Origin of the sequence: Pseudochrobactrum asaccharolyticum (genome assembly GCF_003314995.1) — a bacterium.
GTDB lineage: Bacteria > Pseudomonadota > Alphaproteobacteria > Rhizobiales > Rhizobiaceae > Pseudochrobactrum > Pseudochrobactrum asaccharolyticum.
In genome coordinates this window covers 707,026-730,736 of the sequence record NZ_QNRH01000001.1, presented here as the reverse complement: position 1 = coordinate 730,736, position 23,711 = coordinate 707,026, and the positions used below count along the sequence as shown (strand labels likewise).

Below are 23,711 nucleotides of genomic sequence, written 5' to 3'. Positions count from 1 at the left end.
ATTACACCATTCGTGAATGGAATCAGAAACGACTCAGCCGTTTCAGTATTTACCGGTTTAAAGCTACAGAATTTTGAAGCTCTTTGAGCACGGCAGATTGTGTCTTTTAAGCAGATAATCTGCCGGATCCGAAAACGGATCCGGCAGACAGGAAAACATATTAAGCGTTTTCAGCAGCTTCCAGAGCTGGCTCAACAGGAGCTTCAACCTGTGCACCAACGTCGATGCCCAGAGCGCCCTGCTGACGCATAATACCGTCCAGAGCAGCCTTAGCAATCAGGTCGCAATAGAGGGAAATCGCACGGGCAGCATCATCGTTACCTGGGATCGGGAAATCGATCTGGTCAGGATTACAGTTGCTGTCGATGATAGCAACAACAGGGATACCAAGACGCTTGGCTTCCTGAATTGCAATCGATTCCTTGTTGGTATCAACGATGAACATCAGGTCAGGCACGCCGCCCATATCCTTGATACCACCGAGAGCGCGGTCCAGCTTTTCACGTTCGCGTTCCAGTGTCAGGCGTTCCTTTTTGGAATAACCCTGAGCTTCGCTCGCCAGCAGTTCGTCAAGCTTACGCAGACGCTGAATCGAGTTGGAAATGGTTTTCCAGTTGGTCATCATGCCGCCGAGCCAGCGGGAGTTAACGTAATACTGAGCCGAACGGCCAGCTGCGTCTGCGATGATTTCCGAAGCCTGACGCTTGGTACCAACGAAGAGAACGCGACCGCCGCGAGCAACAGTGTCCGATACAACCTTCAGCGCATTGTGCAGCAGAGGAACGGTCTGAGCCAGATCGAGAATGTGGATGTTGTTACGTGCACCATAGATGAAAGGTGCCATTTTCGGGTTCCAGCGGTGTGTCTGGTGACCGAAGTGAACACCAGCTTCCAGAAGCTGGCGCATGCTGAAATCAGGCAATGCCATTGTATTTTCCTTTTCCGGTTGAACCTCCACGGGCTGAGGCACAAATGTGCCACCGGAGGCGTTGTACGGATTTCTCCCGCGCAACGCCCAAATCCCGTGTGTGGAATAATGCGGCGATTAACTTATCCCGCCGCAAAATGCAAGTCTCAATCAGCCTGTTTGCCGTCTTTGGGCAGAACCGACGAATGATGTGACGTTATCAGCCAGACTTTTCCGCTCCACCCGTAGGTGAAAGTGTAACGCGCAGTTGCCTCTGTACCGTCTGTAAAACGAAATGTGTAAACCCCGTTATCAATGGCCTTATTACAACCCGTACGAATAGTCCGGCTATCTATTTTAGCAACAGGATCCTTCTTGAGAAAGTCCTTAAAATAATCAATACGCTCCTCATCCGTATAACGAACCTGCGCGGAAAGCGTCGGCAGTAAAACGGCATCAGAACTGTAATTCGCAGCCACCTTAGCCGGATCATGCGTCTGCAATGACGCATTCCAGCGATCAAACAGCTTTGTCACTTTCTCATGGCTAATCATGGTACATTTAGCTGCCGATTTTACTGACGGCATCTTCTCTGCATGCACTGTAGTTACAGCCGCAGAAGCACTTAAAAATAAAAAAGACGAAATAAATATAGATTTATACATAATACCTCACGAAAAATTTTTATCTATAAATAAAAAAACAAATAAATACTTGCCAAACACGACATAAAATCTTGTCATATTTACGTTCTTTTTTTAAATTGAACACAGAAACAAAAAAACGGCGACTTCCGGAAAGCCGCCGTATATTAAAAATAAAATCATACCGGATTATTCGCAGGAAGCACCGTCACCAGATGGCTTAAACATCTCAAGATTGACCAATGTGCCCTTCATGGAAAAGTCACCGTAATCCATATTGAGATCACGGGTCACGCCATTACGATAAAGCTTGAAGTTCACGCGATAGACCGGCAGTCCTTCGTCATTTTCTTCATCATCAAAATAAGCAACCGTCACAGGCCAGCTTTCTTGCTTGGCCACCTCGCCCATGACTTTGGTTTCATTATCCGCAGGCAGTACCTGCCCCTTACCGATCACAGCCGTTGTCGCCATGATTTTATTCGCCTCATCGGAACCATCGAAAATCGTAGACTGAAAGAACGTATCTCCTTTATCGATTTTCTGCAGCATCTCTTCCATATGGCGGGTCGGAAATTGTGACATAGCCAATTTGAGATCTTGTTTTTCAGGCTTCGTCAGAGCGACATCCATCTGCTTTTTATTCAGCGTCGCATTACCGCGCACTTCTTTAATCAGCTCCTTATCGACAAAAGTTTTGTTGACGAAGCGGAAGCGGCTGCCGTCACCGGCCTCAAATGTGGTGGTCTGCTGATCAGTCACCCGCTGATCCTGACCTTCCATATCAATGCGGGTTACAAACCGGAAATTTGTCGTAAAACCTTCGCAAGCTGAGCCGTTAAACTCGTAAACCATGCGTCCAGTAACATTATCAATGCCGGATTTTTCATCTGCACGCTCCAGTGTCAGATCATAGACTGCACGATGCGGCAGAAGCGTGTTTCCTGCATAAGCGGCCGTACTCAATATTGCGGGCAAAACGAAACCGGTTCCGAACACAACAGCCTGCAAAATGGGGGCCTGCAAAAAACGCATAGAGATTCTCCGATAAATTTATCGCCATGTTAAAATAACTCATGGCGGAAGCGAGGCAAAAATCACAGCTTTTGCTATGCTCCACTGATTCTATCAGTTTCGTATTCATTTTCTTGAGATGCGCGCCATCTATTTTACATAAGTGACCGCAACAATGGATATGCAGAATGAAGTGCAAACTGTTAAAGAATTCCTGCGGTCTGAAGACCGCATCGAAATGACCGAAAGACTCATCACCTTTTCAACAGATGATGATGAATTAAAACCGGAAAGAGCGCCATGACATCGACAATCGAAACCCGCCTCAAAGATCTCGGCATCACCATTCCAGAGTCCGCAGCCCCTGCCGCTGCTTATCTGCCATTTTCCCAGAGCGGCAATCTGCTGTTCACTTCCGGCCAGCTGCCTCTGAAAGACGGTAAGCTCGTTTCCACCGGACTGGTTGGCCGTGATCTGACCATTGAACAGGCACAGGAAGCTGCAAAATATTGCGCTATCAATGTGCTCTCGCAGGCTCAGGCAGCTCTGGGCGATCTGAAGCGTATCAAGCGCGTGATCAAAATTACTGTCTTTGTTGCTTCCGTTGTCGATTTCACTGATCAGCACGTTGTTGCAAACGGCGGCTCCCAGCTGTTCATCGACGTTCTCGGTGATGCCGGTAAACATGCCCGCTCCGCTGTCGGCATGGCCGGCCTGCCGCTGAACGCACCGGTAGAAATCGAAGCCATTCTTGAGGTTGAATAATCATGAGCGCAACGCTTCGCGATGAACTGAAGTGGCTTACCCGCCGGCCGATTGCCCATCGCGGGTTGCACGATATGAACAAAAAGGTCTGGGAGAACACTCTTCCGGCCTTTAGTGCAGCGATTGCAGGCAATTATGCCATTGAATGTGACGTGCATCTGACCAAAGACGGTGAAGTCATCGTGTTTCATGATGATGTGCTGAACCGCCTTACTGGGCGTGAAGGCCGTATCTGCGATCTGACGCTGGCTGAGGCTCAGGCACTGACCATCGGCACCACACAGGATCATCCGCCATCGCTTCGTCAGATGCTTGATCTTGTTGCCGGAAAAGTACCTCTGGTCATCGAACTCAAAGGCATTGAAGGTCAGGACGAAGGTCTGGTTGCCGCCGTTGCCAAAGAGCTGAAGACCTATCAGGGTGAGGCGGCGATTATGTCGTTCGACCATCATCTGATCCGCCTTTTCCGCAGCGATGCACCGGGCGTACCTGCCGGTTTGACAGCAGAAGGTACAAGTGCAGCCGATATGGAAAAACACTTTGCCATGCTCGCCTATGATGTGGATTTTGTGTCCTACAGCTTCCACCATCTGCCAAACCCGTTCATCAGCTTTTACCAACAAGTGCTCGGCCGTCCTGTGATTACATGGACCGTGCGTAATATGGAAGAAAAAGCCATGAGCGATTTGCATGCACAGCAGATTACATTCGAAGGCTTTGTACCGGACAGTGTTATCGCCTGATAAAACAATATCTTACCGGCGCATATTAATATGCGCCGGTAGAAATCAGATGTGACCGGAACAGTGGAAATGGTTGATTGCTATGCATAAAGACGCAGAGGAAGAAACCGGCATTATTTTGCGTAACATCAGCTCAATGCAGGGCTTCAGCCCTGATGAATGGGCACTGTTTTCTGAAACCGAAAAATACACCGCAGCCCTGTCCGATGACGGTAATCTGCAAAACAATAAATCCTATAATCCGTTTTTGTCCTATGCCTATCTTTCTGCGCTGGAAGATTCCGGCTGCGTGGGTGAAGCAACCGGTTGGGTGCCATGTCATTTGCGTCTGGAGACGCAACAAGGACGATTGCTCGCCGCAGCACCTGCTTATCTGAAATCCCACAGTCAGGGCGAATATGTTTTTGACCACGGCTGGGCTGAAGCCTTTGAACGCGCAGGCGGACAATATTACCCCAAGCTGCAACTGGGTATTCCTTTCACTCCGGCGACCGGTGCGCGCCTGCTAACAACAGATACCCCTGCCACACAACGCGCATTGCTGAGCAGCGCGATTACCCAATTCACCGATCATAATCAGCTGTCATCCGCTCATGTAACTTTTGCGGAAATGGCTGATATTCAGGCGCTGACTGAAGCCGGCTTCCTGCATCGCAAAGACCAGCAGTTTCATTTCAAAAACAATGGTTTTCAGGATTATAATGATTTTCTGGAAGAACTTATTTCCCGCAAACGCAAAACATTAAAGCGCGAACGTCGCGAGGCTTTGAGCAATGGCATTTCCATTGACTGGCTAACCGGCAAAGACCTGACGGAAGATATCTGGGATAAGTTCTACGCTTTTTATATGGATACCGGCAGCCGCAAATGGGGGCGCCCTTATCTCAACCGTGAATTCTACTCGCTGATCGGCGAGCGTATGGGCGATGATATTGTGCTGATTATGGCCAAGCGTGATGGCCGCTATATTGCCGGTGCAATCAATTTCATCGGCGGCGACCGTTTGTTTGGCCGTCACTGGGGCTGCATCGAAGATCACCCGTTTTTGCATTTTGAAGTTTGCTATCATCAGGCCATTGATTATGCCATTGCGCATAAATTATCAGTGGTGGAGGCTGGCGCCCAGGGTGAACACAAGCTGGCGCGCGGCTATGAGCCCGTCACCACCCACTCCGCCCATTATATCAGCCACACAGGCTTTCGTGATGCCGTGGCGCAATATCTGCGCCGTGAGATCCGCGAAGTCGAAATGAACAACAGCTATTATGCGGAACACAGTCCGTTCCGCAAATTCCATCAACCGGATTAGGGAGCATTCTATGACCACGCCTTATGCCAGCGACAATATTTTCGCGAAGATCCTGCGCGGCGAAATTCCAAGCCATAAGATTTATGAAGATGATGATGTCTATGCATTCATGGATGTGATGCCGCAGGGCAAAGGCCACAGCCTTGTGATCCCGAAACAGGGTTCGCGCAATCTTCTCGATGCTGACAGCGCTGTGCTGGCCAAGCTGATTGCCGCTACCCAGAAAGTTGCTGTTGCAGTGAAGAAGGCTTTTGCGGCTGATGGTGTTACCATTATGCAGTTCAATGAACCGGCTGCCGGACAGACTGTATTCCACCTGCATTTCCACGTTATTCCGCGCTTTGAAGGCGTGGAGCTGACGGGACATACCGGCAAAATGGAAGATCAGGCTGTTCTTGCTGAGAATTGTCAGAAAATTATCGCAAGCCTTTAATTAATAGTGTTTATCTCTCTGCGCATATTGCATGTGCGCAGAGATTTACAGGAGAAGCAGCCCTGCCAGAAGCAGTGCTTCACCGGTAAGAACACCCACCAGAATACGCTGCCCCGCCAGCAAAAATGCAACAAAGCCAAGCACCGCAGAACCTGCCCGCAGCCACATCGGCGAATTCGCAAGCTCACCTGTCGGATAGAGAATAAGCTGCGCAATCACCCCTGCCACCAAGGCCGTCGCTACACAGCGCACCAGCACCAGAGCTTGTGAATCCTCGCGCATCTTCCCGCCGACCAGCACTCCCAGAAAGCGCCAGATATCCGTTGCCACAGTACCGGCAATCAGGATGAATAAATACGGCCACCACCATGTATCAAAGCTCGTGAAATTCATGACAGCACTTCCTTCTGAGCTTCTTTGCGGCGCAGGCTCTCGACATAGAGATGGAAGCCGAAGGCAACTGCACCGCCAATCAGACCGGTGAGCAGCAGGTCATAACCCGGTGCAATTGCATGCATGACCGGAAAGATAAGCAAACCGCTCAGCAAAGCCGTCTTGCCCGCCTGCTCACGCGATGAGCGCCACAATGATGTGAGAAAATACATCGGCGTCAGCATGAAAAGTGCAGCAAACAGCAAAGGCGGAAAATTGGCAGACAGCAGATAAATCAGTGCTACCACGCAGGCATTGGTCAGCACCAAAGTCACACCGATACCGGCGAAATAGCTGGTGCGCAGATCGCGCGGAATATGACGCAACTGCTCCATCGCCATGACCCATGCGGTTACAGCCACAAAATGCGAGAGAAACAACAATGTAATTTTGCGGGAACGCGGGCCTTTCAGCTCCGGCAACAGCGCCACGACCATCGGCATCAGACGCACAGAAGACAGCGCCACAGCCAATGCCGCAGCGGCCATTGAACTACCGGCAGAAATCGCACCGATCAGCACCACTTTGGCAGGCAGAGCCCAGATGGTCAGTGTCATAAACACCGCCTGCCCCATGCTGATACCGCTCTCAATTGCCAGACCGGAAAAACCGATAAACGAACTGATCAGCAACAGTGCCGGTATGCTGAAAATATTCTTTGAGCCGCGGCCAAACCACTGCACACGCTCTGCAAATGTTGAAGCGGCATCCCGATTATATTCATCAGCATTTTTATCCACGCTTTCAATGCATGTTGTTGGGCATGATGCTGGGCGGTTTGCTGACTGGCCTGCCGGCAACTGATGATCTGGCATAAGACTAACTTACATAAGATGGCACTTGTGGTGGCCTCATTGTTAATCACGGGATTTTGCATTGGCAATGCCGCTCAGGCCGGTCATTCGTAACCGGCATAAACTTGAGGCAAACTGCACCTCTACGAGCTGTTTTACTCAGGACAATTCCGCTATAAATCGCGACAGAATGACCATATCAAAGTCAGGGCTGGCAAAACACTCTGCTACAGGATAAATCCTTTATTCAGAGCAGTTTACGTTTAGGTCAACCTTCACTTCTGCCCTTACACCGATACTGCGTATTACAGCGGTTCCAGTTAAGACTGAATCGTTGGAACCGCTGTAACTATTTGGTTTTACGCATTATCCGACGCAAAACCGATTCCCACTTTTGCTGGAAATGCTATAACAGCATACAATACATATGCGATCAGAGAGGCTTTCATTTCTATAATATAGAACGCCACGAATTCTTTGTTTAGCGCAGTTTCGAACGGAAAACCGGCTTCCACTTTTCCTGAAACTGCTTACCTCTGAACCCTCCCATTCAGAGATCCTTCGAATATAGGTTTCCCATGCTAGAAGATCGTATCCGCAATTCCTCCCTTCAAGATAAAGTTGTGACGCCTGCTGAGGCAGCAGCCCTGATTAAAGACGGGATGACAATCGGTATGAGCGGCTTCACCCGCGCCGGTGACGCCAAAGCTGTACCGGTTGCAATGGCTGAACAGGCCAAGACTGCCCCGTTCAAAATCACCCTACTGACCGGTGCCTCGCTCGGCCACGATGTTGATAAGATTCTCACCGAAGCCGGTGTTCTTGCCCGCCGTATGCCGTTTCAGGTTGACCGCACTTTGCGCGCTGCCATCAACCGTGGCGAAGTGATGTTTATCGACCAGCATCTTTCTGAAACTGTTGAGCAGTTACGCTCCAATCAGATCGGGCCGGTTGACTATGCGATTGTTGAAGCCATTGCCATTAATGAAGACGGCGGTGTTATCCCGACAACATCTATCGGCAACTCAGCAAGCTTTGCTATTCTGGCGAAGAAAGTCATTGTAGAGATCAATCTCAGCCATCCACTTGCGCTGGAAGGTCTGCATGATGTCTATATTCCGACCAAGCGCCCGTCTCGCGATCCGATTCCGGTCGTCTCCTGTGAGAGCCGCATCGGCACGCCATATATTCCGATTCCACCGGAAAAAATTGCAGCTATCGTTATCACGGAGCAGTCTGACAGCGCTTCACTGATTGAGCCTGCTGACAGTGAAACCTCTGCCATCGCCTCCCACCTCACCCATTTTCTTGAGAGTGAAGTGGAAAAAGGCCGCCTTGATCTGTCGCTCAACCCGCTGCAGGCCGGTATCGGCACGATTGCCAATGCGGTTCTGACCGGCCTTGTCGATAGTCCTTTCAAGGGCTTGCGGATGTATAGTGAAGTTCTGCAAGACAGCACCTTTGACCTGATGGATGCAGGCAAACTCAGCTTTGCCTCAGCTTCATCCATCACGCTCAGTCAGGCTTGCGGCGAACGGGTATTCGGTAATTTCGAGCGCTATAAAGATAAGCTGATCCTGCGTCCGCAGGAAATCAGCAACCATCCGGAAGTGATCCGTCGTCTTGGGATTATTGGCATCAACACTGCCCTTGAATTCGACATTTACGGCAATGTGAACTCCACCCATGTGGCTGGTACGCATATGATGAACGGTATCGGTGGTTCCGGTGATTTTGCCCGCAACGCCTATCTTTCAATTTTCGTGACGAAATCAGTCGCCAAAAACGGTGCTATTTCTTCGGTTGTGCCAATGGTGCCGCATGTTGACCATACGGAACATGATGTCGATATTCTGGTGACAGAACACGGTCTTGCCGATCTGCGTGGCCTTGCTCCGCGCGAACGGGCTTCTGTGATTATCGAAAATTGTGCGCATCCGGATTACCGCCCGCAATTGCGCGATTATTTTGCCCGTGCCTGTGAGCGTGGCGGCCAGACCCCACATATTCTGGAAGAAGCTATCTCGTGGTATGCGCTTAAGGAAAAAACCGGCACAATGCTAAAGAGCTGATCAGGCTTTTCATTTATTTACCGCAAATAAAAAAGCGCCCGATCAACGGGCGCTTTTCTTTTGTCTTATGTTAAAGCCCTACTCTTTAGAGCGTGGCACTTTCGGCACCGATGCCGATTTGCGCTTTGGCTCCGCTGCGCCTGTTTCGGCAACAGCCTCAGCCTTGGCAGGTTTTTTCTCCGGCTTTACAACCAGTTCTTCTTCCGGCTGTTCTTTCTGCGGCTTAACCGGTTTGGCTTTAACCACATCCAGCACTAGACCAATCTTGCCATCGGCTTTTTCACCGGTCGTCACTTTGACAGTGCCGCCGTTTTTCAGCTTACCGAACAGCAATTCATCCGCCAGCGGCTTCTTGATATATTCCTGAATGACACGACCCAGCGGGCGTGCACCCATGCGCTCATCATAGCCTTTATCAGCCAGCCAATTAACGGCCTTCTTATCCAGTTCAAAAGTAACACCACGATCAGCAAGCTGCGCTTCCAGCTGCATGATAAATTTCTGCACCACTTTATGAATAACCGGCACAGGCAGCGGACCGAACGGAATAATCGCATCTAAGCGGTTGCGGAATTCCGGTGTAAACAGACGGTTGATCGCCTCCATATCGTCGCCTTCGCGACGGGATGAACCGAAACCAATCGCTGCTTTAGCAAGATCTGCTGCACCGGCATTGGTGGTCATGATCAGAATGACGTTGCGGAAGTCAATCTGCTTGCCATTGTGATCGGTCAGACGACCATGATCCATAACCTGCAACAGAATGTTAAACAGATCCGGATGTGCTTTCTCGATCTCGTCAAGCAGCAACACGCAATGCGGATGCTGGTCAACACCATCAGTTAGCAGACCACCCTGTTCAAAACCGACATAGCCCGGAGGGGCACCGATCAGGCGCGAAACCGTATGGCGCTCCATATATTCGGACATATCAAAACGCAGCAGCTGTACGCCCAATGTGCTGGCAAGCTGCTTGGCAACTTCCGTCTTACCCACGCCAGTCGGACCGGAGAACAGATAAGAGCCGATCGGCTTATCCGGCTCACGTAGACCCGCACGAGCCAGCTTGATTGCAGAGCTGAGCGATTCAATCGCCAGTTCCTGCCCATAAACCACACGTTTAAGATCTTTTTCCAGACTGGCGAGCACCTGCTCGTCATCTTTGGAAACAGTCTTCGGCGGAATACGTGCCATCGTCGCAACGGTCGCTTCGATCTCTTTGATACCGATGACCTTTTTGCGCTTGGCTTCCGGCACCAGCATCTGTGCGGCACCGCTTTCATCAATCACGTCAATCGCCTTATCCGGCAATTTACGGTCAGTGATATAGCGGGCAGAGAGTTCCACCGCCGCAGTCAATGCATCATTCGAGAACTTCACTTTGTGGAAGTCTTCAAAATAAGGCTTCAGACCACGCATGATCTCAATAGCATCCGGCACAGTCGGCTCAGGCACATCGATCTTTTGGAAACGACGTACAAGCGCCCTGTCCTTCTCAAAGAACTGACGGAATTCTTTATAGGTTGTCGAGCCAATGCAGCGAATCTGACCGGAAGACAAAGCAGGCTTCAGCAGGTTGGACGCATCCATAGAGCCGCCAGAGGTCGCACCCGCACCGATCACAGTGTGGATTTCATCGATGAACAGCACAGCACCCGGATAATCTTCCAGTTCTTTGACAACCTGTTTCAGGCGTTCTTCAAAATCACCGCGATAACGGGTACCAGCCAGTAAGCTACCCATATCCAGCGAGAAGATCGTGTCGTTCAGCAAGACTTCAGGCACATCGCCGTCAACAATACGTTTGGCGAGACCTTCGGCAATTGCGGTTTTACCCACGCCCGGATCACCCACATAAAGCGGGTTATTCTTGGAACGGCGGCACAACACCTGAATCGTGCGGTTAACTTCGCTCTCACGGCCAACCAGACGATCAATCTTACCGGCTTTGGCTTTTTCATTGAGGTTGACACAATAGGCTGTCAGCGCGTCAATTTTCTTCTTGCTGCTTTCTTCATTTTCAGGCTGAGCCGCCTCTTCCTGATCATGCAGCTTATCTTGTGTCAGATCATCGCTGACACCGGAGCGCTTGGAAATACCGTGCGAAATGTAATTGACCGCATCATAGCGGGTCATCTGCTGTTCCTGCAGGAAATAGGCTGCATGGCTTTCCCGCTCGGCAAAGATTGCCACTAGCACATTCGCACCGGTCACTTCATCGCGATTTGAGGACTGCACATGGATTACCGAGCGCTGAATCACCCGCTGGAAAGCGGCTGTCGGCTTGGAATCCTCATCATAACCGGTCACCAGATTATCCAGTTCGCGGTCAATATAATCTGTCACTGTCTTTTTAAGCTGCACAATATCGACATTGCAGGCACGCATAACCGCACCGGCGTCACGGTCGTCAATCAGCGCCAGCAGAAGATGCTCAAGCGTGGCATATTCATGATGGCGTTCATTGGCGATTGTCAGCGCCTGATGAAGTGCTTTTTCAAGGCTTTGGGAGAATGTTGGCATGGTACCTCACTTTTTCTCCATCACGCATTGCAGCGGATGCTGATGTTGACGGGCGAAATCCATCACCTGCGTCACTTTGGTTTCGGCGACTTCATAGGTAAAGATACCGCACTCACCGACCCCGTGATTATGAACATGCAACATAATGCGTGTCGCTTCATCACGGTTCTTCTGGAAAAAACGTTCCAGCACATGAATCACGAAATCCATAGGCGTATAATCATCATTCAGCAGCAAAACCCTGTAGAGGCTGGGCCGTTTTAAGCGGGTCTTTGTCCGCGTAATAACAGCCGTACCATTACCAGGGCCTTTCTGATCGTCTTCATCATTTCCCTGCATAACAGGCTTATCCTGCATAAGTGGCGAAGCCTGTTTTAAACGGTGTGCCGCATTCATTACTGACTATATCCGTCCTGATCGTATCTGTATTTCCGAAGTCACCCTGCATAACCGTTAAGCCATGCATCGTAGACCTATTATGTAGGTTGAAACGCGGCGATGTTAAGCCCCGAACTTTATAAAGCCTGACATGACCTCATTTCTTTCCAGAGTACCCCGACTGCAGGAAAAAACCAGTATGAAACACATCTGTTAAGCAAAGTTTTCCGCAAACGAATCTGACTGTTTTCCATAAGGCAGAAAATTCATTCCCGCCCGCATATTGAATCACAAAGCAGCATCGAAACCGTCCGCGTCCTTTCAGTCAGTTTGTTCTACCCTGTTGAAGCCAGCCACATAACTTCACTTCTTAACAGTTTCAGGACAAATTAGCTGTTTTGAACAAAGAAAATCATTTTTTGAGCCCAAAACACCCGCAACATATTATTTTTTTAATTTTCGACAGAAAACTTCAATCAATAAATTTTTCATTTATTAGCAAGCACTTAACGCAACCCTGACAATTCTTGCAGTGCAGTCAAACGGCGCTCAGGCGTAAAAAAGTGTCATATAAGTCAAAAAATCAGCACGTTTTTCCAGTCTATAAACGGATTGGTAAGGCTGTTGGCAATATGATCGCGGAAATGTTCGTGGCGTGTCCTTTGCGCCACACCTGAAAATTGGCAGTCCAGGTAGGTAAGTCACCGTGTATCATGCGTTCCGTCACGCCGCATCCGGCATCAAGATTGCGGCCCGCTCATTGTTAGCAGTAACAATGGTCGGCGCCGTATCTCTTACCATTGTAACAGATTCAGCGCAGGCAGCGAAAAATCCATCGCGCCACGCAGCAATCGTGATCGACGCTAACACAGGTAAAACTTTGTTTGCTGAAAGCGCCGATGCCAAGCGCTTTCCTGCATCGCTTACCAAGATGATGACGCTTTACATGGTTTTTGAAGCTATGCAGGCCGGTCGCATCAACAAAAATACCAAAATTCCGTTTTCCAAATATGCAGCCTCCCGTCCACCGACAAAGATCGGTGTGGCAGCAGGCCAGACCATCACTGTTGAAGATGCCATTATGGCGCTGATCACCCGCTCCGCAAACGACGCTGCGGCAGCTCTTGGTGAATATCTCGGTGGTTCTGAACCTCGTTTCGCTCAGATGATGACCGCAAAAGCGCGCCGCCTCGGCATGCGCTCGACCACATTCCGCAATGCTTCGGGTCTGCCTAACCCGAACCAGCAGACCACTGCGCGGGATATGGCGATTCTCGGTATCGCTCTGCGTCAGCATTATCCGCAGTATTACGGCTATTTCGGCCGCTCCAGCTTCCAGTTCCGCGGTAAGACCATCAATGGTCACAACCGCCTGCTTGGTCGTATTGAAGGCGTAGACGGCATTAAAACTGGCTATGTTAACGCGTCCGGCTACAATCTCGTCACCTCCGTCAATCGCGATGGTCGTCGTATTGTTGCTGTTGTTATGGGCGGCAATACCGGCGCATCCCGTGATGCGACTATGACACGTCTGATTCAGGCGCATCTGGAAAAAGCAACACCATCGCGTCGTGGCAACGATGCCCTGCTGATGGCACGTAATGATGCACCTGCCGCACCGGCAGTAGCAGCGACCCCATCGCCATTGCCGCGCGCAGTACCAATTCCAGCTGAGCGCGCAGATCAGCAGCCGGTTCTTGTGGCCGATGCTTCCGGTTCAACCGGCAGTGCACAGGATGCTATCAGTGCGGTGATTTCCCGTCAGCCTCCAATTCCTGCGCAGCAGCCGGAAATGCTGGCACTGGCCTCACCAACACAGCGCCCTGCTGCCTCCACCTCTTCTCAGCTCGTGGCAATTCCGACACCTAAAGCGTCGATCCCGAATGTTGATCCGGTTACCACTGCCTCTGCTAATACGGCAGCTGCCCGTATGGGTCTGGCACCTAAGCCTGTTGCAGCTGTTCGCAATGAACCAATAGCAGTTCCGCAGGAAAATGTCCGTCAACCTCAGCCTGCGCAGACAACTGTTGCTATGGCTGCTGCAAATGATGTTGCCGGTGCATGGGCTATTCAGATCGGTTCCCTGCCAAGCGAAAATCAGGCGCAGGAAATGCTGAACAAAGCCGCTCAGCAGGCTGGCAGCACCTTGCGCGCCACTTCGCCAATGACTGAAACTTTCAACAAGGGTAACAACACTTTCTACCGCGCTCGCTTCGTTGGTTTTGAAACCAAAACGGCTGCATGGGATGCTTGTGATGCCCTCAAAAAGAAAAAATTCAGCTGCTATGCAATTGCCCGATAAGGCATCTGTTTAAAGCGTAACCGTAAAGTGTATCGCGGTTACCCTTTCGAAAAAGCGGCAGAGCATCTTGTATTATTCCGGTAACATCCGGTCATGCTCTGACGCAGCGTAATATCCGAGATGACAAGCTTTGTGTTCAGCCTGTCATCAGTCTGGCAGACCATCTGCAAACCCAATGAGTATTGTGTAAAGGGTTTACAATGTCGAATATGCTCAACCTGTTCGGTTTCACCAATGTTGATCCGGTTGAATCCGACCACCAAAAATCGGGCAAAACCACTTTGCTCAGCGTGCATGCTTTACGCAGTGCCGCAGCACGTCTTGCCGATCTGCGCGCTGACGGCGCCTCACTTAATACCCGCGAGTTTGTCGGCCTGCTGGTCTGCAATGCTCAGCGCAGCCGCCGCATCAGTCTGCCGGAAGCATCCGTGCGTGTTGCAACAGGCAATATCAACGGACGCACAGCAATCCGCCTGAAACTGCGTTAAGAATAAGCTGTAATTGTTTGTTTTACGCATTATCCGACGCAAAACCGCTTCGCACTTTTGCTGGAAATGCTTTAAATAAGACCCAGCACCGCCAGTTCGCGGCGCAGCTCCACTGGCAAAGCCTGCATGCCGCCACCGGCACCCGCCCTGTCATCCTGCGGCACTTCTTCATCTGCAATATAACGCCATCCCTGAAACGCCCTGCGAGGCTGCCAGATGGTCGGAATGACTTTCGGCTCCAGCACCAGATGACAACGGCCAATCCCGTCCTCACCGGTAAATGTACGCACTTCCAGCAAGCGCTGGCGCGCCTGAATATTGCCCTTGATCACCCAATAGAGTGAACCGCCGTCAAGCAACTCCGCCTGACGCTTCGGGACCATTCGCGTTGTATGAAACTGTTCCGGCACAACACCGTTTGCACGGCATTCCTCAAGGCGGAAATCAATCCACGCTGCCAGATCTTCAAGGGAATCACATCCCACACAGAGTTTTACAAGATGCAGAGCCATAACCGGCAATTACTCCCTTGCACCGGTGAAGTCCAGTATACAAGCCGTTACAACAGCTACAAACAAAACGGGCAGGAGTTACCCTGCCCGTTTTTTAAATAGTAACCTGAATTAAGCAGCCACTTCTTCAGCGAGCTTCTTTTCACAGCGCAGCAGCATACCAAACAGGTCGCGCGGCTCATCTGGATCTGCCAGCAGATCAAGATTTTCAAACAGACCGGTTGATTTCAGCTTGTCATGCACATAGCGCAGTGCCGAGAAATCTTCAGTCGCGAAACCAACTGAGTCAAACAATGTGATCTGGTTCTGATCGCGGCGACCCGGTACTGTACCGTTCATCACCTGCCACATTTCGATAACCGGATGATCAGCATCGAGCTGCTGGATTTCACCTTCAATGCGGGTCTGCGGCGGATATTCAACAAAGATATCGGAGCGCAGCAGAATGTCTTTGTGCATTTCTGTTTTGCCCGGGCAGTCACCGCCAACGCCGTTGATGTGAATGCCGCTGCCGATCATATTATCAGTCAGGATTGTTGCATTCTGCTTGTCGGCAGTCACAGTGGTGATGATCTGTGCGCCCTGCGCTGCATCTTCTGCACTGGTGCAGGTGACGATATCGAAGCCAAAGCGTGCGAGGTTCTGTTTGCACTTTTCAGTTGCAGTCGGGTCAATATCATAGAGACGTAGCGACTTCACACCGAGCAGCGCTTTGAATGCCAGTGCCTGAAACTCGGACTGCGCGCCATTGCCGATAATGGCCATGGTTGCTGCATTTTCCGGAGCCAGATATTTGGCGACAACAGCCGAAGTCGCAGCAGTACGCAGAGCGGTCAGAATGGTCATTTCTGTGAGCAGAACCGGATAGCCGGTATCAACGTCAGAAAGCATACCAAATGCAGCAACAGTCTGCAGACCGTCTTTCATGTTCTTCGGATGGCCATTTACATATTTAAAGCCATAGAGATTACCGTCGCTTGTCGGCATCAGTTCAATCACACCATCATGGGAGTGCGAAGCAACGCGCGGGGTTTTATCGAATTTTTCCCAGCGCAGAAAATCTTCTTCCACATAGGTGCAAAGTTCTTTGAGAAAATCTTCAATACCGATTTTCAAAACCAGTTTCATCATGTGGTCAACACTGACAAATGGTACGAGATTCAAAGTTGTTCTGTCACGCATCAGGCTATCTCCCTCCGGTCACTGCCGGAACCTGTATCAGAGCAGTCTTTTTTCCGGTCAGGGAAATTGCTCTGCTTGTTGAATGGCGCAATCTCAGTAGCAAACTGGCTCAGTAGTAAACCGGTTACCACACATTTTGAAACTGCTTTTTAAACCAAGAAAGAGCGCCTGCTTACCTTCTGGCTTGCGGGCGCTCTGTTTTTGAAACTTTCAGCTCTATGCGAAGCTGCGTGTCGGACGATCCATCACGCTGCGCCCCATCAGGCTGGCGATCAGATCGACCATCAGGAAGGCCGTACGACCGCGCTCATCAAGGAACGGATTAAGCTCGACAGCCTCGAAGCTGGTGACCAGCTCACTGTCATGCAGCATTTCCATAATCAGATGCGCTTCGCGGAAAGTCGCGCCGCCCGGTACGGTTGTACCAACAGCCGGTGCGATATTCGGATCAAGGAAATCCACATCAAGGCTGACATGCAGCAGACCATTGGCGTCTTTAACACGCTGCAGGAAGCGGTTGAGCAAAGCCACAACGCCGTGCTCATCGATCATACGCATGTCATTGACGGTGACTTCAGTCTTGCTGATTGCAACACGTTCTGCCGGATCAACCGAGCGGATACCAATCATGCAGACATTGGCCGGATCAACCGGTGCCAGCACTTCAGGGAAAGTGCCTTCAAAGCCCTTCTGACCGGTGTAATAGGCCACAGGTGTGCCATGCAGATTACCACTGGCTGTGGTTTCCAGTGTGTGGAAATCCGTATGGGCATCAAGCCACAGTACAAAAAGCGGGCGTCCCAGCTCTTTGGCGCGACGGCTCAGGCCGCATACAGTACCGGCAGCCAATGCATGATCGCCGCCGAGGAAGATCGGGAAACCGTCAGCACTATGGTCATAGGCAGCTTTATCCAGCGCCTCAATCCATGCAACGATTTCAGAAAGATTTTTCAGAGCCGGATTGGAATGAGTCAGTGCCCGCTTCGGTGCCGGTTCTACATTGCCAAGATCGGTCACATTATGACCCAGCTCTTCCAGAGCCTGTGTCAGTCCGGCAGCGCGAAAAGCGCTCGGCCCCATTTCACAGCCCATGCGTCCGGTTCCGTCCTGCACGGGTGCACCAATCAGCTTACAATGCATATATGTTCCTCACGACTATCATTTTTCCACAAGCCGTCCGCTCAAGCGCAGTCTGGGCTGTGATTTTCCGGTATAAAATCATGAATCATTGGCAGAGTGGACAGAGAAGATTGGCAAATCTCCACAGATGCTTTATCAGAATGATCAGTTAAATAAACAAAATGGTAAGACCGTGGACGAACTAGACCAGAAACTCATCACCCTGCTCCGTCATAATGCCCGCCGCAGTATCTCTGATCTGGCTCTTGATGCCGGTGTTTCCCGCGCAACCGCCCGCGCCCGCCTCGAACGTCTGGAAAAAGACGGCCACATTCTCGGCTATACGGTTATCCTGCGTGCGGACACTGTTGAGCAGGCTGTTCGCGGTATTATGATGATCGCTATTGAAGGCCATGTGACAGAGCGCGTGGTAAAAGCGCTGGGCGGCTTCTCGGAGATTTCGGAAATTCACACCACCAATGGTCGCTGGGATCTGATTGCAGAAATCAATGCCGATACACTCACTGATTTCGACAGTGTACTGCGCCGTGTGCGTCTGGTTGCGGGCATTACCAACAGCGAAACCAATTTGCTTCTGGCGACCCCGCGCAGCACCAAAGCGCGTCTGTAAACAGATTACTCAGCCTAAACACGACAAAAATTGTCTTGTTTAGGCAAAACATATATGCAAAGCGCAACAAATACACTATGGCAGGCGCATTCGTTAATAAAGCCTGAACAACACATCCTCCCAAGGAGTTGCGCTTATGTCCGCTTATGCTGCCGGTGGTTCAGCCTCCGGTGCACGCACGTTTTCATGCCTGCAAAAATTTACAGTTTTATTTCTTACAAGCACCGTTTTAAGCAGTATTCCCCTCCTGTCATTGACAGCTGCAAGCGTCGCACAAACCAAGCAATCCCAACCGGCAGCGACCAGTACCAATGAAGCAACAACCGCACAAAACGGCACCGTTCAATTAAACACCATTACGCTTATCAATGGCATTGTTGCCGGTGACGGTAGTTACGGCACAGCTGCCCCTAATGTTGCGGCACTGGATACACAAGCGATTGAAAAAGCACAGGCATCATCCTTGCCTGAACTGCTGAAATCCGTACCGGGTGTCGCGTTGCTCGGTGGCGTGCGTATTCAGGGGCAAGGCATTGCCATCCGCGGCTTCGGCAGACAGACTGACGTACGTGTTATCCTTGATGGCGCCCGTAAGAATTTTGAGCAATATGATCAGGGCACAATTTTTATTGAGCCTGAATTGTTGAAAAGCGTCGAAATTGAAAAAGGCTCAACCTCAGTCAAATACGGCAATGGCGGCTTCGGCGGCACCATCAAGATGGAAACCCGCTCTGCTGCTGACATGCTGCGTGACGGTGAAAGCTGGGGGGCATGGCTGAAAACCGGCTATCAAAGCGCCAATCGCGGCCTGACAGAATCAGCTGCTGTCTATGGTCGTTCGGATTTCGGTACACCTGTGACCTATGACGGCCTTGCAGCCGTTACATGGCGTAAAGGTGATGATGTTCGTGTCGGCGGCGGTGAGCGCTATACCTATTCCAACGACCAGCTAACGTCCTTTACAGGTAAAGCCAGCGCCACGGTCGATAATCATGAACTGACCGCCGCGATGCGTTACGGCACTTCTGATAATTGGGGGCCGGTCGCAGCCATTCGCGGGCAGATCGTTGTCAGCCAATATGACATTGACAAATACGGTTACCGTCAGGCTTTGCTTCGCCGCCTCTCATGGCGCGAATTTAAAGATGTGAATGGCAGCCTTGAATATAAATATCACGGTGACAGCGATCTGGTTGATGCCCGTATTATGCTGAGCTATTCCTCCACACAGCTCGATACATCACGCCCGACCGGCTTGCCTAATTACAAGCCAAGCGCATCGACCGGCGGACAAGAACTCCACTCGCTCTATTCAGACCTGCATCTTGAAGCAGAAAATACGTCTAAATTTCAATTGGGTGGTTTTGAACATAGCGTCAATTATGGCGTACAGCTGAATAAGCATAGACGTAAAACTGATATGTTCGATATCAGCAGACCTACCGATCCTCAGTATAATTACGGGCATTATGCACCATGGTTTATGCCGGGCGGCAAGCAGGACAGTCTTGGGATTTATGCCTATGATAAAATCACAATTACCGACCAGCTGACGCTGATACCGGGTATTCGCTACGACTACATCCGCACGGAAGGCACACCAAATGCCGCCCCACGTTTCAACAATCCTAAAGCCGGTCACGATTTTTCTGCAGTTTCACATGATGCGGTAACACCAGCATTCAGTGTTGTTTATGAACCAACATCAAACCTGCAATTCTTTGCGGACTGGGCGTATTCTTTCCGCGCACCGAATATTGATGAAACCTTTTCCAATCAGAGTGATCTGAGCAGTGCACCAGGCACCAGCCGTCAGCTTAAAGGCGAGCGGAACAACAATATCAATATTGGTGTCAAAGCTGATTTTGATCAGGTCTTCAGCGATGATGACATGCTCTCGCTCAAAGCCTCGGTCTATTATAATCATGTAACAGATCAGGTTTGGCGCAGGTTCGGTTCGGCTAACCTGCCGAAAGGTGAGCAAGTACCGTTTTACTGGAACATTCCGTCGTTCTACACCAAAGGCTTTGAACTTTCCGCTAACTACGACACCAGCAATTATTTTGCCAATATTCGCTACAGCTATATGGATGGTAAACGTCACGGTTTGGTGAATAATGTTTACTCACCCAATGACACCTATATTCATGATCTTGCGCCCAATACACTGTCGACAACTCTTGGCTGGAAGGTTGCAGAATACGATTTAATGTTCGGTTGGGTCGGCACGTTTGTCGCCAAGCAACATAAAACAGCTTACAATCAGGGCGGCAATCTCTATGCCCGCAAACCAAGCGATGCTTATAATTTGCATGATGTGTTTCTCGACTGGACACCACGCTCCGGTATGATGAAAGATACAGAGCTGCATCTGGCCGTCGAAAATATCTTCGACAAATATTATGAGCCATATCTAAGCGATGGCATTTCAGCGATGCCTGGCCGGAACTTTAAAGTCAGTCTCAGCCGTAAGTTTTAAACGAAAAAGCCCCGCAAAAATCGGGGCTTTTTTTAAGCTGTTTTCTAAATCAGAGAGACTTTGCCAAACGGTCAAAAGCCATCAGCGTTTCGAGCAGACGCGGCATATCCTTAATTGCAACCATATTTGGACCATCCGATGGTGCATTATCCGGATCTTGATGGGTTTCAATGAACACGCCAGCCACGCCTACAGCAACGGCTGCACGCGCCAATGTTTCAACAAACTCACGCTGACCGCCACTGGTTTCGCCACGGCCGCCCGGCTGCTGAACCGAATGGGTTGCATCAAAAATCACCGGTGCACCCATGCCAGCCATAATCGGCAGCGAACGCATATCCGACACAAGTGTATTATAGCCGAAAGATGCACCGCGTTCGGTCAGCATCACATTCGGATTGCCGCTTTCAATCACTTTGGCCATGACATTTTTCATGTCCCAAGGCGCGAGAAACTGGCCTTTTTTGACATTGACCACACGACCGGTGTTGGCTGCTGCAATCAGAAGATCAGTCTGACGGCAAAGGAATGCCGGAATCTGCAGCACATCAACAACTTCACCGACAACTGCACATTGTTCTTCAGTGTGAACATCGGTCAGTACCGGAAAGCCGAAATCTTTCTTGAGATCAGCAAAGACTTCCAGAGCCTTTTCCAGACCAATACCACGCTGACCTTTCAGCGATGTACGATTGGCTTTGTCAAAGCTCGATTTATAAACCAGTCCGATACCGAGCTTATCTGTCATTTCCTTCAAGGAACCGGCCATTTCATAAGCGTGTTCACGGCTTTCCATCTGACACGGGCCAGCAATGATCGACAATGCGCCCTTGTTGGAAAATACGACATTGCCTGACGGCGCCTTGATCTCAATAACAGAATTGGCAGTCATCTCTGTTCCTCAAATTTGAAAAGTAGCCTGACTTTTCAGAATAAATAATCACGCAGACTCATAGCGCTGATAAGCGCAAAGCAGTCTCGTTCTCAGCATATGGATATTAGCTTACGCAATATCCAGTCTCTTTTGATAAAAGCAAAACGGGCACTTTAACAGTGCCCGTTGCATTGGTCAGACCAGACGGCTCTGGTTCATTGCCGCCTCAATAAAGGAAGCGAACAACGGATGCGGTTCAAACGGACGCGATTTCAGCTCCGGATGATACTGCACACCGATAAACCAAGGATGGTCAGCATATTCGATTGTTTCCGGCAGAACACCGTCAGGTGACAGACCGGAGAATGTCAGACCGGCTTTTTCAAGCTGATCCATATAATCGATATTGACCTCATAGCGGTGACGATGACGCTCATGAATATCCGTTGTGCCGTAAATATCAGCAATACGGGTGCCGCTCTTGAGAACGGATTCATAAGAACCAAGACGCATTGTACCGCCGAGATCGCCCGATGCGGAACGTTTCTCCAGCATATTGCCTTTGAGCCATTCAGTCATCAAACCAACAACCGGTTCCTTCGCAGGACCGAACTCGGTTGATGTTGCATCTTTGATACCGGCAAGATTGCGTGCAGCTTCAATACAAGCCATCTGCATACCGAAGCAGATACCAAAGTAAGGAACCTTACGCTCACGGGCAAATTTAGCCGCGAGAATCTTGCCCTCAGCGCCACGCTCACCAAAGCCGCCCGGCACCAGAATGCCGTGAACTTTTTCGAGATAAGGAGCTGCATCTTCATTCTCGAAGACTTCCGCTTCAATCCAGTCGAGGTTGACCTTCACACGGTTGGCAATGCCACCATGGGTCAGTGCTTCGATCAGCGATTTATAAGCTTCCTTGAGGCCGGTATACTTACCGACAACTGCAATGGTCACTTCGCCTTCAGGATTGTGGATACGGTTGGCAATCTCTTCCCAACGCTCCATCTGCGGCAGAGGTGCCGGTTCAATACCGAAAGCAGCAAGAACCTCAGAATCCAGACCTTCTTTATGATAGGCCATCGGCACATCATAAATGCTCTGAACGTCCAGTGCCTGAATAACTGCACTCGGGCGGACATTACAGAACAAGGAGAGCTTCTTACGTTCGGATTCCGGAATTTCACGATCCGCACGGATCAGAAGAACATCCGGTGCAATACCGATAGAACGCAGTTCTTTTACGGAATGCTGTGTCGGTTTGGTTTTCAGCTCACCTGCTGCCGGAATATACGGCATCAGTGTCAGGTGAATATAAACGGCTGTCCCGCGCGGCAATTCATTGCCAAGCTGACGGATGGCTTCCAGAAACGGCATTGCTTCGATATCGCCGACTGTGCCGCCGATTTCACAAAGCACGAAATCATAATCCTCATTGCCATCGGTAATGAAGTTTTTGATCTCATCCGTTACATGCGGAATAACCTGAACCGTCGCACCGAGATAATCGCCGCGGCGTTCTTTCTCGATGATGTTCTGGTAGATGCGGCCGGTGGTAATATTGTCCTGCTTTGTCGCAGAACGACCGGTGAAACGCTCATAATGACCGAGGTCAAGATCGGTTTCCGCACCGTCATCGGTCACAAACACCTCACCATGCTGGTAAGGGGACATCGTGCCCGGATCAATGTTGAGATAAGGGTCGAGCTTTCTGATCCGCACGCGGTAACCACGTGCCTGAAGAAGAGCCGCCAGTGCTGCTGCAGCTATGCCTTTTCCGAGGGAAGAGACCACGCCGCCTGTGATGAATACATATCGCGCCATGGGCTTATGTCGTTAGACTCTCCTGATTGATTCCGCCACAAAAAAATGCATTTGTAACGGATTTTTCATTATTCTTAACATTTAACCGCCAAATCCATGAGGGATTTTTTGGTAAAACCCAATTTCACGCAACAACATCACCGTAAGGATTTTTCCCGACAGTGCTGAAATTACAAACTTTGCGTTGATAACGCGCTACAGAAATATGACCCGTAGCTCTGACCAAACAGATAGTGCTTCGGCAAACAAATTGCCACTGCTTATTCGTTTATCCCGAACAACTTTT

General features: G+C 50.2%; 23 protein-coding genes. 11 read left to right on the top strand and 12 right to left on the bottom strand.

Annotated elements, in window-relative coordinates:
* Window positions 1-160: 160 nt before the first annotated feature.
* Together rpsB and DFR47_RS03355 are read right to left on the bottom strand one after the other, a co-directional pair.
* Complete coding sequence (gene rpsB / locus DFR47_RS03360) at window positions 161-928, bottom strand: 30S ribosomal protein S2 (protein ID WP_113942952.1); 768 nt, start codon at window positions 926-928, stop codon at window positions 161-163.
* 146 nt (window positions 929-1,074) lie between these two features.
* Window positions 1,075-1,494 carry an SgcJ/EcaC family oxidoreductase gene (locus DFR47_RS03355; RefSeq protein ID WP_342633940.1) on the bottom strand — a complete coding sequence of 140 codons (420 nt, stop codon included), beginning with the start codon at window positions 1,492-1,494 and terminating at the stop codon, window positions 1,075-1,077.
* Here DFR47_RS03355 and DFR47_RS22055 point away from each other — a divergent pair.
* Complete coding sequence (locus DFR47_RS22055; RefSeq protein ID WP_245416419.1) at window positions 1,460-1,639, top strand: hypothetical protein; 180 nt, start codon at window positions 1,460-1,462, stop codon at window positions 1,637-1,639. The genes DFR47_RS03355 and DFR47_RS22055 overlap by 35 nt on opposite strands.
* A 101-nt stretch (window positions 1,640-1,740) precedes the next feature.
* Here DFR47_RS22055 and DFR47_RS03350 read toward each other — a convergent pair whose 3' ends face one another.
* Window positions 1,741-2,586, bottom strand: a complete 846-nt coding sequence (locus tag DFR47_RS03350) for a cell envelope integrity EipB family protein (RefSeq protein WP_113942950.1) — start codon at window positions 2,584-2,586, stop codon at window positions 1,741-1,743.
* A gap of 154 nt (window positions 2,587-2,740) precedes the next feature.
* Here DFR47_RS03350 and DFR47_RS22215 point away from each other — a divergent pair, with 154 nt between their 5' ends.
* The 5 genes from DFR47_RS22215 (at window position 2,741) to DFR47_RS03330 (ending at window position 5,815) form a co-directional block, all read left to right on the top strand.
* The gene (locus tag DFR47_RS22215) at window positions 2,741-2,869 is read left to right on the top strand and encodes a hypothetical protein (protein WP_281011547.1); all 129 of its coding nucleotides are present in this window, start codon (window positions 2,741-2,743) and stop codon (window positions 2,867-2,869) included.
* Window positions 2,866-3,330 (top strand): RidA family protein, encoded by a 465-nt coding sequence (locus DFR47_RS03345; protein WP_113942949.1) that lies wholly within the window; start codon window positions 2,866-2,868, stop codon window positions 3,328-3,330. The genes DFR47_RS22215 and DFR47_RS03345 overlap by 4 nt, the downstream gene beginning before the upstream one ends.
* A gap of 2 nt (window positions 3,331-3,332) precedes the next feature.
* Complete coding sequence (locus tag DFR47_RS03340) at window positions 3,333-4,073, top strand: glycerophosphodiester phosphodiesterase (protein WP_113942948.1); 741 nt, start codon at window positions 3,333-3,335, stop codon at window positions 4,071-4,073.
* A 136-nt stretch (window positions 4,074-4,209) separates the two neighbouring features.
* A complete protein-coding gene (locus DFR47_RS03335) occupies window positions 4,210-5,382 on the top strand; it encodes a GNAT family N-acetyltransferase (protein ID WP_374788390.1) in 1,173 nt (390 codons plus the stop codon).
* Between the two features lie 10 nt (window positions 5,383-5,392).
* A complete protein-coding gene (locus tag DFR47_RS03330; protein ID WP_113942946.1) occupies window positions 5,393-5,815 on the top strand; it encodes an HIT family protein in 423 nt (140 codons plus the stop codon).
* Between the two features lie 45 nt (window positions 5,816-5,860).
* Here DFR47_RS03330 and DFR47_RS03325 read toward each other — a convergent pair whose 3' ends face one another.
* Both DFR47_RS03325 and DFR47_RS03320 read right to left on the bottom strand, forming a co-directional pair.
* Window positions 5,861-6,208 (bottom strand): AzlD domain-containing protein, encoded by a 348-nt coding sequence (locus DFR47_RS03325; protein ID WP_113942945.1) that lies wholly within the window; start codon window positions 6,206-6,208, stop codon window positions 5,861-5,863.
* Entirely contained in the window at window positions 6,205-6,987 is a 783-nt protein-coding gene (locus DFR47_RS03320; protein WP_245416418.1) for an AzlC family ABC transporter permease, read from the bottom strand. The genes DFR47_RS03325 and DFR47_RS03320 overlap by 4 nt, the downstream gene beginning before the upstream one ends.
* 632 nt (window positions 6,988-7,619) lie before the next feature.
* On the opposite strand from DFR47_RS03320, the gene scpC reads away from it, so the two are divergent.
* Window positions 7,620-9,113 carry a succinyl-CoA:acetate CoA-transferase ScpC gene (scpC, locus tag DFR47_RS03315; protein ID WP_113942943.1) on the top strand — a complete coding sequence of 498 codons (1,494 nt, stop codon included), beginning with the start codon at window positions 7,620-7,622 and terminating at the stop codon, window positions 9,111-9,113.
* Between the two features lie 78 nt (window positions 9,114-9,191).
* On the opposite strand, the gene clpA is transcribed toward scpC, so the two are convergent.
* Both clpA and clpS read right to left on the bottom strand, forming a co-directional pair.
* Window positions 9,192-11,636 (bottom strand): ATP-dependent Clp protease ATP-binding subunit ClpA, encoded by a 2,445-nt coding sequence (gene clpA / locus DFR47_RS03310; RefSeq protein ID WP_113942942.1) that lies wholly within the window; start codon window positions 11,634-11,636, stop codon window positions 9,192-9,194.
* A gap of 6 nt (window positions 11,637-11,642) precedes the next feature.
* Entirely contained in the window at window positions 11,643-11,993 is a 351-nt protein-coding gene (gene clpS / locus DFR47_RS03305; protein WP_113943221.1) for an ATP-dependent Clp protease adapter ClpS, read from the bottom strand.
* A 727-nt stretch (window positions 11,994-12,720) separates the two neighbouring features.
* Between clpS and DFR47_RS03300 the strand changes: the two genes are divergently transcribed.
* Window positions 12,721-14,316, top strand: coding sequence for a D-alanyl-D-alanine carboxypeptidase (locus DFR47_RS03300; RefSeq protein ID WP_374788387.1), 1,596 nt, complete (start codon window positions 12,721-12,723; stop codon window positions 14,314-14,316).
* Between the two features lie 200 nt (window positions 14,317-14,516).
* Window positions 14,517-14,804, top strand: coding sequence for a hypothetical protein (locus tag DFR47_RS03295; protein ID WP_113942940.1), 288 nt, complete (start codon window positions 14,517-14,519; stop codon window positions 14,802-14,804).
* Window positions 14,805-14,875: 71 nt separating this feature from the next.
* On the opposite strand, the gene DFR47_RS03290 is transcribed toward DFR47_RS03295, so the two are convergent.
* From DFR47_RS03290 to rocF, 3 genes are all read right to left on the bottom strand, one after another.
* Window positions 14,876-15,316 carry a DUF1489 family protein gene (locus DFR47_RS03290; protein ID WP_113942939.1) on the bottom strand — a complete coding sequence of 147 codons (441 nt, stop codon included), beginning with the start codon at window positions 15,314-15,316 and terminating at the stop codon, window positions 14,876-14,878.
* A gap of 111 nt (window positions 15,317-15,427) precedes the next feature.
* Window positions 15,428-16,498, bottom strand: a complete 1,071-nt coding sequence (locus DFR47_RS03285; protein WP_113942938.1) for an ornithine cyclodeaminase — start codon at window positions 16,496-16,498, stop codon at window positions 15,428-15,430.
* Window positions 16,499-16,714: 216 nt separating this feature from the next.
* A complete protein-coding gene (rocF, locus tag DFR47_RS03280) occupies window positions 16,715-17,638 on the bottom strand; it encodes an arginase (RefSeq protein WP_113942937.1) in 924 nt (307 codons plus the stop codon).
* A gap of 172 nt (window positions 17,639-17,810) precedes the next feature.
* On the opposite strand from rocF, the gene DFR47_RS03275 reads away from it, so the two are divergent.
* Window positions 17,811-18,248, top strand: coding sequence for an Lrp/AsnC family transcriptional regulator (locus DFR47_RS03275; RefSeq protein WP_113943220.1), 438 nt, complete (start codon window positions 17,811-17,813; stop codon window positions 18,246-18,248).
* Between the two features lie 136 nt (window positions 18,249-18,384).
* Window positions 18,385-20,727: a TonB-dependent hemoglobin/transferrin/lactoferrin family receptor gene (locus DFR47_RS03270; protein ID WP_113942936.1), complete on the top strand. Its 2,343-nt coding sequence runs from the start codon at window positions 18,385-18,387 to the stop codon at window positions 20,725-20,727.
* A gap of 49 nt (window positions 20,728-20,776) precedes the next feature.
* Here the strand turns inward: DFR47_RS03270 and kdsA are convergent, their stop codons facing one another.
* Window positions 20,777-21,619: a 3-deoxy-8-phosphooctulonate synthase gene (gene kdsA, locus DFR47_RS03265; RefSeq protein ID WP_113942935.1), complete on the bottom strand. Its 843-nt coding sequence runs from the start codon at window positions 21,617-21,619 to the stop codon at window positions 20,777-20,779.
* 177 nt (window positions 21,620-21,796) lie between these two features.
* Window positions 21,797-23,425: a CTP synthase gene (locus tag DFR47_RS03260; protein ID WP_113942934.1), complete on the bottom strand. Its 1,629-nt coding sequence runs from the start codon at window positions 23,423-23,425 to the stop codon at window positions 21,797-21,799.
* Window positions 23,426-23,711: the final 286 nt, after the last annotated feature.